At 69.9% G+C, this 14,696-nt stretch carries 11 protein-coding genes and 2 pseudogenes; 9 read left to right on the top strand and 4 right to left on the bottom strand.

The features are described from left to right. The first annotated feature begins 20 nt into the window (after nucleotides 1-20). Nucleotides 21-644, top strand: coding sequence for an N-acetyltransferase family protein (locus tag ACZ5RK_RS05855; RefSeq protein ID WP_464910023.1), 624 nt, complete (start codon nucleotides 21-23; stop codon nucleotides 642-644). Here ACZ5RK_RS05855 and ACZ5RK_RS05850 read toward each other — a convergent pair. Beyond that, nucleotides 641-983 (bottom strand): annotated as a pseudogene (locus ACZ5RK_RS05850) (heavy metal-binding domain-containing protein). The gene ACZ5RK_RS05855 and the pseudogene ACZ5RK_RS05850 sit on opposite strands and share 4 nt — an antisense overlap. 17 nt (nucleotides 984-1,000) lie before the next feature. Here ACZ5RK_RS05850 and ACZ5RK_RS05845 point away from each other — a divergent pair. The 5 genes from ACZ5RK_RS05845 to ACZ5RK_RS05825 are packed head-to-tail and all read left to right on the top strand — an operon-like array spanning nucleotide 1,001 to nucleotide 8,966. After that, on the top strand, nucleotides 1,001-3,226 hold the full coding sequence (locus tag ACZ5RK_RS05845) for a DEAD/DEAH box helicase (RefSeq protein WP_464910022.1): 2,226 nt from the start codon (nucleotides 1,001-1,003) through the stop codon (nucleotides 3,224-3,226). 10 nt (nucleotides 3,227-3,236) lie between these two features. Further along, on the top strand, nucleotides 3,237-3,644 hold the full coding sequence (locus ACZ5RK_RS05840) for a hypothetical protein (protein ID WP_464910021.1): 408 nt from the start codon (nucleotides 3,237-3,239) through the stop codon (nucleotides 3,642-3,644). Nucleotide 3,645: 1 nt separating this feature from the next. Continuing rightward, on the top strand, nucleotides 3,646-6,231 hold the full coding sequence (locus ACZ5RK_RS05835) for a zinc-ribbon domain-containing protein (protein ID WP_464910020.1): 2,586 nt from the start codon (nucleotides 3,646-3,648) through the stop codon (nucleotides 6,229-6,231). Next, a complete protein-coding gene (gene dnaG / locus ACZ5RK_RS05830) occupies nucleotides 6,213-7,940 on the top strand; it encodes a DNA primase (RefSeq protein WP_464910019.1) in 1,728 nt (575 codons plus the stop codon). The genes ACZ5RK_RS05835 and dnaG overlap by 19 nt, the downstream gene beginning before the upstream one ends. Nucleotides 7,941-7,982: 42 nt before the next feature. Next, nucleotides 7,983-8,966, top strand: coding sequence for a malate dehydrogenase (locus ACZ5RK_RS05825; RefSeq protein ID WP_054647241.1), 984 nt, complete (start codon nucleotides 7,983-7,985; stop codon nucleotides 8,964-8,966). On the opposite strand, the gene ACZ5RK_RS05820 is transcribed toward ACZ5RK_RS05825, so the two are convergent. Both ACZ5RK_RS05820 and ACZ5RK_RS05815 read right to left on the bottom strand, forming a co-directional pair. After that, on the bottom strand, nucleotides 8,959-9,429 hold the full coding sequence (locus ACZ5RK_RS05820) for a phosphoribosyltransferase (RefSeq protein WP_464910018.1): 471 nt from the start codon (nucleotides 9,427-9,429) through the stop codon (nucleotides 8,959-8,961). The two genes, ACZ5RK_RS05825 and ACZ5RK_RS05820, sit on opposite strands and share 8 nt — an antisense overlap. Further along, nucleotides 9,429-10,646, bottom strand: coding sequence for an aspartate kinase (locus ACZ5RK_RS05815; protein WP_464910017.1), 1,218 nt, complete (start codon nucleotides 10,644-10,646; stop codon nucleotides 9,429-9,431). The genes ACZ5RK_RS05820 and ACZ5RK_RS05815 overlap by 1 nt, the downstream gene beginning before the upstream one ends. An 88-nt stretch (nucleotides 10,647-10,734) precedes the next feature. Between ACZ5RK_RS05815 and ACZ5RK_RS05810 the strand changes: the two are divergent. The 3 genes and pseudogenes from ACZ5RK_RS05810 (at nucleotide 10,735) to ACZ5RK_RS05800 (ending at nucleotide 14,129) form a co-directional block, all read left to right on the top strand. Further along, nucleotides 10,735-11,881 (top strand): annotated as a pseudogene (locus ACZ5RK_RS05810) (methyltransferase). Beyond that, nucleotides 11,878-13,245: an RNA polymerase sigma factor RpoD gene (gene rpoD / locus ACZ5RK_RS05805; protein WP_464910016.1), complete on the top strand. Its 1,368-nt coding sequence runs from the start codon at nucleotides 11,878-11,880 to the stop codon at nucleotides 13,243-13,245. Before ACZ5RK_RS05810 ends, rpoD begins: the two are co-directional and overlap by 4 nt. 56 nt (nucleotides 13,246-13,301) lie before the next feature. Next, on the top strand, nucleotides 13,302-14,129 hold the full coding sequence (locus ACZ5RK_RS05800) for an EamA family transporter (RefSeq protein WP_464910015.1): 828 nt from the start codon (nucleotides 13,302-13,304) through the stop codon (nucleotides 14,127-14,129). Here ACZ5RK_RS05800 and ACZ5RK_RS05795 read toward each other — a convergent pair. Beyond that, the gene (locus ACZ5RK_RS05795) at nucleotides 14,113-14,622 is read right to left on the bottom strand and encodes a 2'-5' RNA ligase family protein (RefSeq protein WP_464910014.1); all 510 of its coding nucleotides are present in this window, start codon (nucleotides 14,620-14,622) and stop codon (nucleotides 14,113-14,115) included. The two genes, ACZ5RK_RS05800 and ACZ5RK_RS05795, sit on opposite strands and share 17 nt — an antisense overlap. Nucleotides 14,623-14,696: the final 74 nt, after the last annotated feature.

Here is a 14,696-nt window from a genome sequence, read left to right as displayed (position 1 = left end):
GGCCATTCTAAACTGGAGGGGTGGCCACCCTGCGCCCGGCCCGCCCGGAGGACCTTCCCGCCATCGCCCACCTATCCCACAAGACCCTCCTCCTGGGCCGGGAAGGGTCCGGGACCTTTCCCAGCGAGGCCCTGTGGGGGGAGCTTTTCGTGGCCCCTTACCTAAGGGGCGGGTGCTGCTCCCTGGTGGCCGAGGAGGGAGGCCAGGTGGTGGGGTACATCCTGGGGGCCTGCGCCCACCTCCCCCTGGCCCTGGCCCTCCTCGCCCGGTTGCCGGGGATATCTCTTCGTTTCCTCCTGGGGCGCTACGGCCCCAGGCTTCCCCACCTCCGCTACCTCCTGCGCCTCCTCCTCTTCCCGGGGCCCAAGGCCCCCCGGAAGGCCTACCCCGCCCACCTCCACATCGCCGTGGACCCAAAGGCCCAAGGCCGCGGCCTCGGCAGGGCCCTCCTTACCGCTTTCCTGGACTGCCTGAAGGCCAAGGGGGTAAGGGGGGTGCAGCTTTCCACCACCCGGGCCAACCGAGCCGCCCGGGAGCTTTACCGCAACCTGGGGTTCCGCCTCTACGCCAAGCGGGCAAGCCCCTTCTGGGCCCCCTACCTGGGCCGTCCCGTGGTCCACGAGGTGTGGGTGCGGGAGGTTTAGGGGGCGAGCCTCACCGCGGTGCCGCTGGCGGTGACCATGAGCATGGAGTTGCCCGAGCCCAGAACCTCGTAGTCCAAGTCCACGCCCACCACGGCGTCCGCGCCCAAGCGACGAGCGGCCTCTGCCAGCTCCGCTAGGGCCACTTCCCGGGCCCGCCTCAAGTACCCCGTTGCGGCCCAAGCCGCAACGGGGGCCCCAGAAGGACTTTCCCGGGCCTTTGTGTCACCGAACCAAGGCGCAGGCGCCTACCCCGCCCCCCACGATGGCCTCTCCGAAAACGATGCCCAGGTAAGCCTGGATGCGGCGCCCTTCCACCTGGGGAGTCGTGGTGAGGATCATGTCCCCATAATAAGGGGGTGCTGCCCGAGGCCCTGAAAGGGTTTTCCAGCTACCGGGAGTGGTTGGAAGCGGAGGAAGAGTTCCGGGGGCGCATCGTCTTCGCCCGCCTCCTCCCGAAGAAACCCCCGAGGCCAGCCCCCTACCGGGGGGTCTTCGCCGGGGTGGTTCGGGCCTTGGGTCTAACCCCTTTCGCCCACCAGGTGGCGGCCCTAAAGGAGGTGGAGGCCGGGAAGAACGTGGTCATGGCCTACTCCACCGCCGCCGGGAAGAGCCTGGTCTTCCAGGTGCCGGTGCTCAAGGCCGCCTTGGAAGGGGAAACCAGCCTCCTCCTCTTCCCCACCAAGGCCCTGGCCCACGACCAGCTGGGGCGCCTAAAGGCCATGGCCCAGGCCCTGGGCCTGGACGGCGTCTTCCCCTACGACGGGGACACCCCCGGGCCCACCCGCAAGGCGGCCCGGGAACGGGGGCTCGTCCTCCTCTCCAACCCGGACATGCTCCACCACGGCCTCCTGCCCCGGCACGGGGAGTGGGCCTCCTTCCTCTCCCGTCTCCGCTACCTGGTCTTGGACGAGCTCCACGCCTACCGGGGCGTCTTCGGCACCCACGTGGCCCTGGTCCTCTTCCGCCTCCTGCGCCTGGCCCGCCGCTACGGGGCGAACCCCCAGGTCATCGCCGCCAGCGCCACCATCCAGAACCCCAAGGCCCATGCGGAAACCCTCACCGGCCTCCCCTTCGTGGAGCTCCGGGAGGAGGTGGCCCGTTCGGAAAGGGAGGTCCTGATCCTCCTCCCCAAGCCCCTGGACCGCAAAGGGGAGAGGCGGAGAAGCCCCCTCCTCGAGGCCGCCTACCTGGCCAGGACCCTGGCGGAAGGGGGCCTCAGGGCCCTGGTCTTCACCAACGCCCGCAAAAGCGCCGAGCTCATCGCCCGCTACGCCGCCCACCCCATGGTGCGCCCCTACCGGGCGGGCTACACCGCCAAGGACCGGAGGAGGCTGGAAGAGGCCCTCAAAAGAGGGGAGGTGCGGGTCCTGGTCTCCACCAGCGCCCTGGAGCTTGGGGTGGACATCGGGGAGCTGGACGCCGTGGTCCTGGTGGGCTATCCGGGCTCGGTGGCGGGCTTTTGGCAACGGGCGGGGCGGGCTGGCCGGGGGGAGAGGCGGGCCCTGGTGGTCTTCATCCCCCGGGAGGACCCCCTGGACGAGTACTTCCTCCACCGCCCCCACCTCCTCCTGCGAAGCCCCCCGGAGGAGGCCGTGGCCGACCCCAAGAACCCCGTCCTCTGCCCCCTGCACCTCCACGCCGCCGCCTGGGAGTGGCCCCTCCACCGGGAAGAGGTCCTCTGCCCCGAGGCCCTGGAGGAGCTTAAGGAGAAGGACGGCCGCTACTACACGCCCAAAAGGCACCCCCACCGGGAGATCGGCCTCCGGGGCCTGGGGGCGACCTTCACCCTAAGGGGTCCCGAAGGGGAGGTGCTGGGCCACCTGGACGAGCGCCAGGCCTACTGGGAGGCCCACCCCGGGGCCATCTACCTGCACCAGGGCGAAAGCTACCTGGTGCGCAACCACGACCCCCATAGGCGGGAGATCTGGCTTCTGCCCGCCCTGGAGGACTACTACACCGAGCCCCGGGCGGAGACCCACCTGGAGGTGCTCTCGGGCGAGCCCGTGGGCCACGGGGTCTGGGTAGGAAGGGTGGTGCTGAGGGAGCGGGTGGTGGGGTACGTGAAAAAGCGGTTCTTCACGGGAAGCGTCCTGGAGGAAGTGCCCCTGGACCTTCCCGAGATCGCCTTTCCCACCGAGGCCCTCTGGTTCCACCCCGAGGGGGTGGTCCCCCCCCACCGGGTCCCCGGAGGAATCCACGCCCTGGAGCACGCCCTCATCGGCCTGCTTCCCCTCTTCGTGCTGGCGGAAAGGCAGGACATCGGGGGGCTTTCCTATCCCTTTTACCCGCGGCCTCTGCCCTCGGGGGAAGGGCCCACCGTCTTCATCTACGATGGCTACCCCGGCGGCGTGGGCTACGCCCGGGCCGCCGCCCGGCGCTTCCCGGAGTGGCTCCGGGCCACTTGGGAGCTCCTCCAAGCCTGCCCCTGCGAGGAGGGGTGTCCCCGGTGCGTCCTCTCCCCCAAGTGCGGCAACGGCAACCAGTACTTGGACAAAGGGGCCGCCCTCCTCCTCGCGGCCCACCTGGCCCTCTCCCTCAAGGCCCAGGCGGTGACGTTGCGGAAACCGGGCGTGGGCGCGTAAACTCTTCCCCATGAGCCCAAAGCGGGCCATAGAGGAAAGCCCCGAGGCCTTCTACCAGCGCTTCCAGGCCCACGCCCTCGAGGTCTACCTCTTCCCCGAGCCCTGGGGAAGCCCCCTGGTGGAGGTCCTTTGCGGGGAACAGGTGGTCTACGCCTTTGACCGGGGGGCTCCCCCGGCCCCCACGGGCCGGGTGAAGGCCCTCCTCCACGGGGTGGTGCGGGAGGCCAAGCCCCTGGAAGGGGCGCCCTTCCTGAGGCGGGAAGGCCCCACCTACCGCCTGGGGGGAAGGGCGCGGGCCCTGGGGGACGGGTTTTACCTCCTGGAGGCTCCCGTGCCCGTGCTGGTCCACGGGGAAGCCCCCCTGCCCGAGGAGGCCGAGGCCCTCCTCTGGCCCCCCTTGATGCTCTTCCGGGAGTGAGATGCGCTGCGCCTGCGGGCAGAAAAATCCCCCCGAGGCCCGGTTCTGCATGGCCTGCGGCCGGGCCCTGGAGGTGCTCCTGCCCGAGGAAAGGCGCCACGTGAGCGTGGTCTTCTTTGACCTGGTGGCCTCCAGCGAGGGCTTCCGGGAGGGCCTGGCCCCGGCCTACCAGCGCCTGCAAGGGGCCCTGGAGGAGGCCAGCCGGGTGGCCCGGGCCCACGGGGGCTTCGTCCACCGCTTCCTGGGGGACGGGGTCCTGGTCCTCTTCGGGGCCCCCAGGGCCAGGGGGCGGGAACCCTGGCGGGCCCTGGAGGCGGCCCTGGAAATGGTGGCCGCCTCCCCCTTCCCCGCCCGGGCAGGGGTGGCCAGCGGCCTCGCCCTCTGGGCTCCTTTGGGAAGCGGCCAGGCGGGGGAGCCCACGGCCGTGGGCCCCCCGGTGGTCCTGGCGGAAAGGCTGAGCAAGCTGGCCGCCCCCGGGGAGGTCCTAACGGACGCCGCCACCCTGGCCCTGGCCCCCGGGACGGAGGCCGAGCCCCTGGGCTCCAAGGAGGTCAGGGGCCTGGGAAGGGTGGAGGTGGCCCGGGTCCACCGGGCGCGCCCCGACCCGGGCCCCGAGGGAAAGGCCCTCCTGGCCCGGGTCCGCCAGGCCCTGGCCAGGCCTCCCGGCCGCCTCAACCTGGTGGGCCCCCCGGGGAGCGGCAAGACCTTCCTCCTGGAAAGGCTTCTGGAGGAACCCTTCCCCTTCCCGGTGGTGGTCCTGGAGCGCATGGGCCCGGAAACCCCCTTGCGGACCAGCCTGCGGGAGGCGGTGGAAAGGGCCTGGGGAGGGCCGGAGGCCCTATTGGACCGGGCGGGGCTCCCGGAGGGCCTCGCCCTGGCCTGGCGCTACAGCCTGGGCCTAGCCCCAAGGCCCTCCTGGGGCCGGGAGGCCCTGGAAGGGGCCATCCTCGAGGCCTGGCGGCGGGTGCTCTGGCGCCTGCCGGGGCCCCTCCTCCTGGTCCTCAAGGACCTGCACTGCCCTGACCCCACCCTGGCCCGCCTCCTCCCCCATCCCTTTCCCCGCCTCCTTCTGGTGGTGGAAAGCCGCAAGCCCCTCCTCGCCCCCACCCTGGCCCTCCATGCCCCCAAAGAGCCCCTCCTCCTCGCCCTCCAGCCCGCCCTGGACGCCCTGCCCGCCCGGGAGCGCCAGGCCCTCCTGGCCTGGGGGGTGCTGGGAGAGGCCCCGGAAGAGGTCCTGGAAGCCCTGGTGGGGCGCTTGTCCCGGGAAAGGCTGGAGCGGGAGGGCCTGCTGGAGGGGGGAAAGCCCCTTCCCGAGGTGGCCCGGGCCGCCCGGACCCTGGTGCCCGAGGCCAAGGCCCAGGCCTGGCACCGGGAGGCGGCGGACCTCCTCCGGCGAAAGGGCCACCTCCTGGCCATGGCCCGCCACCTGCAAGAGGCGGGGGAGGCCCGCAAGGCCGCCCACGCCTACCGCCTCCTGGCCCAGGAGGCCTGGCGGAAAGGCCACCCCGAAGAGGCCCTTCCCCTCTACCGGATGGCCCTGGAGGCCGACCCCTCCTTGCGGGACTTCCTGGAAAGGGAGCGCCAGGACGCCCTGGCCTCCCTGGGCCTGGGCGAGGAGGCCCCGGGAGGCCCCCGCTCCCAGGACCCGGTGCTCCAGGCCTTCAAGGAGGCCCAAGGGCCTTGGGAGCTCCTTCCCCTGCTTCCCGGGCTCAGGCCCTACCCCCTGGAGGAGGCCCAGGCCCGCCTGGCCCTGGCGGGGGCCTTCTGGCGGGCCTTCCAGCCCCGGCAGGCCCTGGAGGCCCTGGAGGCCTTCCCCTCCAACGCCCCTCCCGCCCTGAGGCTCCACGGGCGGAGCCTGAAGGCGGGCCTGCTCATGGACCTGGGGTGCTACCCCGAGGCCTGGGCCCTCCTGGAGGCCGGGGAGGAAGGGGACCTCGAGGCCCAGGCCCGCTTCCACGCCACCCGCCTCCGCCTCCTCCTGGAAACAGGCCGCCTGGAGGAGGCCCTGGCCGAGGGGGAGGCCGCTTACCGGCAAACCCCTCACCCCTGGCTCGCCGCCGCCCTCCTCACCGCCTGGACCCTAAAGGGGAGGCTTAGGGAGGACCTCCTGGAGGCGGCGAGGCGGCACCAGGACGGCCGGGGCCTGGCCCTTCTGGCCCTGGCCCACCACCGCTGGCTCCGGGGGCAAAACCCCAAGCCCCTCCTAAAGGAAGCCCTCCGGGAGGCCAGGCGGCTTTCCAACCCCTACGTGCACCACCTGGCCCTCACCTCCTTAGCCCTCTACCACTGGCCCACGAACCCCCACAAGGCCCGGGTCCTCTCCCAGCACCTCCTCTACCGGACCCACCGCACCGGCTTCCTGGTCCACCTGGAGGTGGCCCGGCTCCTCAGGGCCCAGCTCCTCCTGGAAGAGGGGGAAAGGGTGGACCACCTCCTGGGCTTCACCCCCTCGGTGCCCCTCACCGCCTCCTGGAAGGCGGCCTTGGCCGGGGAAGGGGCCCCTGACCTCCGGGGGTACGGTATGCTGGGAAGGTGGGTCCGCCAGCTTTGGCGTAGGCGGAGGGAGGCATGGACGGGGAGGCCATAGAGGCCATCAAGCGCCGCCTCTCCCTGAAGGAGGTGGTTTCCCGCTACGTGGCCCTCAAGCCGGCGGGCCGCGGGCGCTGGAAGGGGCTTTGCCCCTTCCACCAGGAAAAGACCCCCTCCTTCTACGTGGACGAGGAGAAGGGCCTCTTCCACTGCTTCGGCTGCAAGGCCGGGGGCGACCTCATCGCCTTTGTGGAACGGATAGAGGGCCTGGACTTCCAGGCCGCCCTGGAGCGCCTGGCGGAGGAGGCCGGGGTGGAGCTCCCAAGGCGGGGAAGCCCTAAGGCCCGCAAGGAGCTTCTAGAGGTCCTCCAGCTGGCCCAGGCCTACTTCCGGGAAGGCCTCGAGGCCTCCAGGGAGGCCCAGGCCTATCTGCAAAGCCGGGGCCTAAGCCCGGAAAGCCTGTCCCACTTCGGCCTGGGCTACGCCCCCCCCAAGGCGGAGGGCCTCCTCACCTACCTCGCCCGCCACGGGGTGAGCCCGGAGGAGGGCCTGAAGGCGGGGGTGCTGGCGGAACGGGAAGGGCGCTTCTTTGACCGCTTCCGCCACCGCATCACCTTTCCCATCAAGGACCACCTGGGGCGCATTGTGGCCTTCACGGGAAGGGCCCTGGGGGAAGAGCTTCCCAAGTACCTGAACTCCCCGGAAACCCCCCTCTTCCGCAAGCGGGAGGTGCTCTTCGCCTACCCCGAGGCCAAAACCCGCCTGCGTGAGGGTCGGGCCATCGTGGTGGAGGGGCTTTTTGACGCCATCGCCCTCCACCAGATGGGCTTCCCCGAGACCGTGGCCGTCTTGGGCTCGGGGCTTTCCGAGGAACAGGCCCGGCTCCTCAAGGCCCAGGAGGTGCGGGAGGTCTACCTGGCCTTCGACGCCGACGAGGCCGGGCAGAAGGCCACCCTGCAGAGCCTGGACCTGGAGATGGCCCGGCAGTTCCTCTTCTACGCCGTGCGCCTCCCCGCCAAGGACCCCGGGGAGCTCCTCCTCCACCCCGAGGGCCCCGCCCTTTTCCAAAGGGCCCTGGAGGAGGCCCTCCCCGAGGTGGAGTTCCGCTTCCAGGAGGCGGTGAGGGGCCGGGACCTTTCCCGCCCCGAGCACAAGCGGAAGGTTCTGGAGACCCTCACCCCCAGGATGCTCTCCCCCGAGCCCTTTGACCCCGTGGCGGAAAGGCTCAAGGCCCTGGTGGTAGAGCGCCTGGGCCTCTCCCCCAAGGAACTCAACGAGTACCTCCTAAGCCGCCGCCGGGGCAAGCCTTCCCCGCCCCCACCCCCCAAGGCCGAGCCCAGAAACCGCGCCCTCCTCCTGGAGCTGGACGTCATCGCCCTCCTCCTCTCCCTCCCCCAGGAGCGCCTTCCAAACTGGGTGCTTTACGTGGCCGACCATGTCTGGCCTCCGGAAGGCTCCCCCCTGGCGGAGTTCCTAGAGCTCGCCCGAAAAGAGCCCCGCAAAGACTACCTGCGCCAGGTTCTAAGCCGTAAGGAAGCCGGGGGCATCCTCTTTGAGCGGCTCATGATGACCCCCGAGGTGGAGGAGGCCCGCCTCCCCGAGGTGATGAACAAGGCCCTGGCCCGCCTGCGGGAGGCCTACTACCTGGAGAGGCGGGCCAAGCTGAAGGAGCTCCTGCGGCAAAGCCCCAGCTTGGAGCTTTTGCGGGAGATTCAGGAGCTGGACCAGGCCATAGAGGCGGAAAGGCGCATCTACCGGGGCCTCTAGGGGTAAAATGCCCCCTGGGCGTAGGCCCAAGGGAGGTAGAGGATGAAAAGCCCTGTTCGCGTGGCGGTGACCGGCGCCGCAGGCCAGATCGGCTACAGCCTCCTCTTCCGCATCGCCGCGGGGGAGATGCTGGGCAAGGACCAGCCCGTGGTCCTGAAGCTCCTGGAGATCCCCCAGGCCATGAGAGCCCTGGAGGGGGTCATCATGGAGCTGGAGGACTGCGCCTTCCCCCTCCTGGCCGGGATAGAGGCCAGCGACGACCCCAAGGTGGCCTTCAAGGACGCCGACTACGCCCTTTTGGTGGGGGCCGCTCCCAGGAAGGCGGGCATGGAGCGGCGGGACCTCCTGGAGATGAACGGTAGGATCTTCACCGAGCAGGGCCGGGCCTTGGCCGAGGTGGCCAAGAAGGAGGTGAAGGTGCTGGTGGTGGGCAACCCCGCCAACACCAACGCCCTCATCGCCTACAAAAACGCCCCGGGCCTTGACCCGAGGAACTTCACCGCCATGACCCGCCTGGACCATAACCGGGCCAAGGCCCAGCTCTCCAAGAAGACCGGGGTCCCCGTGGACCGCATCCGCAAGGTGGCGGTCTGGGGCAACCACTCCTCCACCATGTTCCCCGACCTCTTCCACGCCGAGGTAGATGGGAAGCCCGCCCTGGAGCTGGTGGACATGGAGTGGTACGAGAAGGAGTTCATCCCCACCGTGGCCGGGAGGGGGGCGGCCATCATCCAGGCCCGGGGGGCCAGCAGCGCCGCCAGCGCCGCCAACGCCGCCATTGAGCACATCCGCGACTGGGCCCTGGGCACCCCCGAGGGGGACTGGGTCTCCATGGCCGTGCCCTCCCAGGGGGAGTACGGCATCCCCGAGGGGATCGTCTACTCCTTCCCCGTGACCGCCAGGGGCGGAAGGTACCAGATCGTGGAGGGCCTCGAGGTGAACGCCTTCGCCCGGAAGCGCATGGAGATCACCGCCCAGGAACTCCTGGACGAGATGGAGCAGGTGAAGGCCCTGGGGCTCATCTAGGCCGGAGCCACCAGACCTCCGGGGCCCAAGGGTAGACCACCCAGGCTTCGGTTTCCTGGGCGTAGAAGTCGGGGCGGTCCGGCACCCGGTTCCGCCCCGGCTTGAAGTGGAGGGTGGCCACCCGGGGAACCCCTCCTGCCTGGCGCACCCGGGCCTTCACGGCGAAGGCCGTGCGCCCCGAGTCCCATACGTCGTCCACCACCAAGACCCGCTTGCCGAAAAGCAGGGGGTCCGGGGGGAACTGCAGGAAGACGGGCTCGGGCAGGGTGGCCTCCTCCTCGTAGAACATCACCGCCGCCGTGAGAATCTCCCGCACGGAAAGGGCCTGGGCCAGAAGGGCGGTGGGGATCAGGCCGCCCCGGGCAATGCCCAGAAGGAGGTCAAACTCCTCCCCCTCCAGGGCCAGGGCCAGGCGGCGCACCAGGCCGAGGAGGTCCTCCCAGGAGAGAAAGACCCGCTCCATCAGGGCCTGTCCAGCTCAAAGGCCTGGTGGACGGCCCTCAAGGCGGCCTCGGCGTACCGCTCGGGAATGATCACCGAGATGCGCACCTCGCTGGTGGCGATCATCTCGATGTTGGCCCCCACGGAGGCCACCGCCTGGAACATCCTGGCCGGGATCTCCGGGGCCGAGGCCAGGCCCACCCCCACGATGGACACCTTGGCGATGTCAGGCCTCAAGATGGCCTCTCCCCCGATCTCGGAGAGGACGGGCTCTAGGGCCTCCAGGGCCTCCTGGGCAAAGTCCTTCTTCACCGTGAAGGCCATCTGCTGCCTGGAGGGGTCGTGGCCCGGCACGCCCTGGATGATCATGTCCACGGCGATGCCCCGCTCGGCCAAGGCCTGGAAGACCTTGGCGGCGATGCCCGGCTGGTCCGGAATGCCGATGAGGCCGATCTGGGCGTGGTCCAGGTCCAGGGCCGCCCCCGTCACCGTCTTGCCCATTTCCATAGCTACCTCCTTCACCAGGGTACCGGGGTTGTAGGAGAAGCTGCTGCGCACGTGAAGGACCACCCCGTAGCGTTTGGCGTAGTAGACCGCCCGGGGGTGGAGGACCCTGGCCCCCAGGGCGGCCATCTCCAGCATTTGGTCGTAGCCGATGACCGAAAGCTTCCTCGCCTCGGGGATGAGGTGGGGGTCCGTGGTGTAGACTCCTTCGGTGTCCGTGTAGATCTCGCACTCCTTGGCCCCCAGGGCGGCGGCCACGGCCACGGCGGTGGTGTCCGATCCCCCCCGGCCCAAGGTGGTGATCTCCCCCTCCCTCGTGGTCCCCATGAAACCGGCGATCACCGCCACGAAGCCTTGGTCCAGGGCCTCCCGGATGCGCCTCGGGTCCACCTCCAGGATGCGGGCGTCCCCGTAGCGGCCGTCGGTGGTGATGCCGATCTGGTGCTGAACGAACCCCCTGGCCGGGATGCCCATGGCCCAAAGCTGCATGGAAAGGAGGGCCACGGACACCTGCTCCCCGGTGGTGGTGAGGAGGTCCAGCTCGCGGAAGGGCGGTCTCGGGTTCACCCGCTTGGCCAAGGCGATGAGCTCGTCGGTGGTGTGGCCCATGGCCGAGACCACCACCGCCAGCCGATGCCCCTTCTCCCGGTAGTGGGCGATGCGCTGGGCCACCTTGTGGATCCTTTCCAGATCCCCCACCGAGGTGCCGCCGTACTTCTGAACCACCAGGGCCACGCTTCCCTCCTTCCCCGCCCAAGGGCGGTTTGAAAGGGAATATTAGCACATTTGCCCTTCCTCCCCAAGCCCCGTATCCTGAAAGGACGTGGGCCTGACCCTAGCGGAGTACCACCGCCTCACCCCCCTGCCCCGGCCCGGGGGGGTGCTTTACGCTGAAGCCGGGGGCTCGAGGCTTTCGGGACCCGGTGTACGAGCTCCTCCAGAAGAGCGTGGCCCCCTTCGGAAAGCGGGCCCTGGACCTCAACCCCGGGGTGGGCTGGGGGAGCCTCCCCCTAGAAGGCGCCATGGAGGTGGAGCGCCTGGAGACCTCCCGGGCGGCCCTCCGCTGCCTCCTGGCAAGCGGCCTCGAGGCCCGCCTGGCCCTTCCCTGGGAAGCCGAGGAGGGCGCCTACGACCTGGTGGTCCTGGCCCTCCCCGCGGGGCGGGGAAGCCGCTACGTGGAGGCCAGCCTCGTGGCCGCTGCCCGCGCCCTAAGGATGGGGGGCCGGGCCTACCTGGCGGGGGACAAGAACAAGGGGTTCGAGCGTTACTTCAAGGAGGCCCGCCGTCTCCTCGGCTACGGGGAGGTGGTGCGGCGGGAGGGCCCCTACCGGGTGGCCCTCCTGGAGAAGGAGAAGGAAGCCCCGCCCCTCCCTCCCCTCTGGCACACCTTTAAGGCCCGCCTTCTGGGCCGGGAGTTCACCTTTCGCCACCTCCCCGGGGTCTTCTCGGCGGGCAAGGTGGACCCCGCCTCCCTCCTCCTCCTGGAGGCCCTGAAGGGGGAGGCCGGGGACCTCGGGGGAAGGAGCGTCCTGGACCTGGGTGCGGGCTATGGGGCCCTCACCCTGCCCCTCGCCCACCTGGGAGGGGAGGTCACGGCGGTGGAGGACGACTGGGCCTCGGTGCTCTCCTTGGAGGAGAGCCTTAAGGTGAACGGGCTTAAGGCCCGGGTCCTCCACTCGGACGTGGACGAGGCCTTGACGGAAGGGGCGCGGTTTGACATCATAGTGACGAACCCCCCCTTTCACGTGGGGGGTGCGGTCATCCTGGATGTGGCCCAGGCCTTCGTGGAAGCGGCGGCGGCCCGGTTAAAGCCGGGCGGTGGGTTTTTTCTGGTGGCCAACCCCTTTCTCAAGTACGAGCCCCTGTTGGAGGCGCGCTTCGGCAACTGCAAGACCCTAAGGATCGCTTCGCCGACCCCGGCGAGGGAGTACAAGGTGCTTTTCGCGACGAAGGAGGGAGGAGAGCCTTGAAGGCCAAGAAAAAGACCAAGACCCTGGCCAAGACCCCGGAGCCCGTGGCGGAGCTTTCCGCCTCGTCCGCCCCTTCCCTGTCGGAAGAACCCCTCGAGGCGCCGGACCCTTTCTTGGGGAAGGGGCTCGCGGAGGCGGACCTCGCCGACCTCCCCGAGCCTGACCCCGAGCTTTTGGAAGCCGAAGGGGACCTGGCCCTGGAGGAGCCCCTAGACCTGGAGGCGGACGACCTCCTCGCGGGCGAGGGGGAGGAGCTCTTTGAGGAAGAGGAGGAGCTGGCCCTCCCCAAGGTGTCCACCTCCGACCCCGTGCGCCAGTACCTGCACGAGATCGGCCAGGTGCCCCTCCTTACCCTGGAGGAGGAGATTGAGCTGGCCAGGAAGGTGGAGGAGGGCATGGAGGCCATCAAGAAGCTCTCCGAGGCCACGGGGCTGGACGCCGACCTCATCCGGGAGGCGGTGCGGGCCAAGATCCTGGGCACGGCGCGCATCCAGCAAATCCCGGGCCTCAAGGTAGCCCCTTCGGGGCTGACCAAGGAGAAAGCGGACCCCAAGGTCCTAGAGGAGGTGGACCAGAAGCTCAAGAGCCTCCCCAAGGAGCTCAAGCGCTACCTGCACATCGCCCGGGAGGGGGAGGCCGCAAGGCAGCACCTCATAGAGGCCAACCTCCGCCTGGTGGTTTCCATCGCCAAGAAGTACACCGGCCGGGGGCTCTCCTTCCTGGATCTAATCCAGGAGGGTAACCAGGGCCTCATCCGGGCCGTGGAGAAGTTTGAGTACAAGCGGCGCTTCAAGTTCTCCACCTACGCCACCTGGTGGATCCGGCAGGCCATCAACCGGGCCATCGCCGACCAAGCCCGCACCATCCGCATCCCGGTGCACATGGTGGAGACCATCAACAAGCTCGCCCGCACCGCGCGGCAGCTCCAGCAGGAGCTGGGCCGGGAGCCCACCTACGAGGAGATCGCCGAGGCCATGGGGCCGGGCTGGGACGCCAAGCGGGTGGAGGAAACCCTCAAGATCGCCCAGGAGCCCGTTTCCCTGGAAACCCCCATCGGCGACGAAAAGGACAGCTTCTACGGGGACTTCATCCCCGACGAGAACCTGCCCTCCCCCGTGGAGGCCGCCTCCCAGAGCCTTCTGGCCGAGGAGCTGGAAAAGGCCCTCTCCAAGCTCTCCGAGCGGGAGGCCATGGTCCTGAAGCTCCGGAAAGGGCTTATTGACGGGCGGGAGCACACCCTGGAGGAGGTGGGGGCCTACTTCGGCGTGACCCGGGAGAGGATCCGCCAGATTGAGAACAAGGCCCTCCGCAAGCTCAAGTACCACGAGTCCCGCACCCGGAAGCTCCGGGACTTCCTGGACTAGGCCTTCCGCGGACCTGCCGCCCGCTCCGGGCCCGGGGCGGGCGCTCCTTTAGGCCCATGGACGCAAGCCTCTTTCTCACCCTAGGCTTCGGCCTCCTCTCCGCCCTCACCTGGGGGGCCGGGGACTTCGGCGGCGGCATGGCCTCCCGCCGGGCCCACGCCCAGGCGGTGGTCCTCTGGGTTTCCGGCATCGGTCTCCTCCTCTTCCTCCTCCTGGCCCTGGCCTTCGGGGAAGCGCTCAAAGGGCGGGACCTCCCCTTCGCCCTTTTGGGTGGGGCCTCCGGGGCGCTCGGCCTCCTCGCCTTCTACCGGGCCCTGGCCCAAGGGGAGATGGGCCTCGCCGCCCCGGTGGCCGGGGTGGTGGGGGCGGCGCTGCCCGTGGCCCTGGGGGCCTTCCTGGAGGGGTGGCCGGGCCTCTTCCCCGCCTTGGGCATGGGGTTGGGCCTCCTCGCGGTCTGGCTCGTTTCCCGGCCCGAGGGCCGGGCCCCACCGGGAAACCTGGCCCTCGCCCTCCTCGCAGGCCTGGGCTTCGGCGGGTTCTACGCCTTCATGGACCGGGTGGAAGGGCTCTTCTACCCCGCCGCCTGGGCCAAGCTCACCGCCTTCCTCCTGGTCCTCCCCGCCGCCCTTAAGGCCAGGCCTTGGCCTCGAGGGCGCGGGGCCCCTTGGGTCCTCCTCGCGGGCCTGGGAGACGCCGGGGGAAACCTCTTCTTCCTCCTCGCCGCCCAGGCCGGGCGGCTGGACGTGGCGGCGGTCCTCTCCTCCTTCTACCCCGTCTTCACCGTCCTCCTGGCCTGGCTCGTCCTGAAGGAAAGGCTTTCCCAGGGAAGGCTCCTCGGGGTGGGCCTGAGCCTCCTGGCCATGGCCCTCATCGCTCTAGGCTAGGGCCCAAGGGAAAGCGGGCCACCTCCACCAGGTTCCCTTCCTCATCGCTTTTCACCAAGGCGGCCTCCTTCACCAGGAAAGAACCCCGGGGAGGCGGGGGCAGAAGCCCTAGAAGGCGCCTGGCCTCCCCCTCCCCCACCCCCAGGGCCAGGGTGAGGTGGGGCAGGTAGCTTGGCCCCTCTATCTCCTTAAGGGGAGGGGCCAGGGGCTCGAGGGCGTGGTAAAGCCGGGCAAAGGGGGCTCCCCCGTAGGCCCTCAGGTACACCACGCCCTGGGGGAAGTACCCCCAACCGCCGAGGCGCACCCGAAAGGGGGCATGCCCCCGGAGGATCCCCGCCACGGCGATCCGCAAGGCCTCCTCCTCGTAAGGCCACTCAAAGGGCTGACGCAGGTTGAGGTGGGGCGGGCCGAAACCCTTAACCCCATGCTGGGCCTGCAAGCCTTCCAGAAAGACCCGCAGGTCCTCGGGGGGCCAGACCAAGACCCCGTACACGCCGCCAGTATACCCGGGCTCTCATTTGCAACAGTTCCCGTTCTTCTTCGTCGGGCGCCCACCCGCGGCCACGG

It is taken from the genome of Thermus kawarayensis JCM 12314, from assembly GCF_055393575.1.
This window is presented reverse-complemented; position numbering and strand designations above follow the sequence as displayed.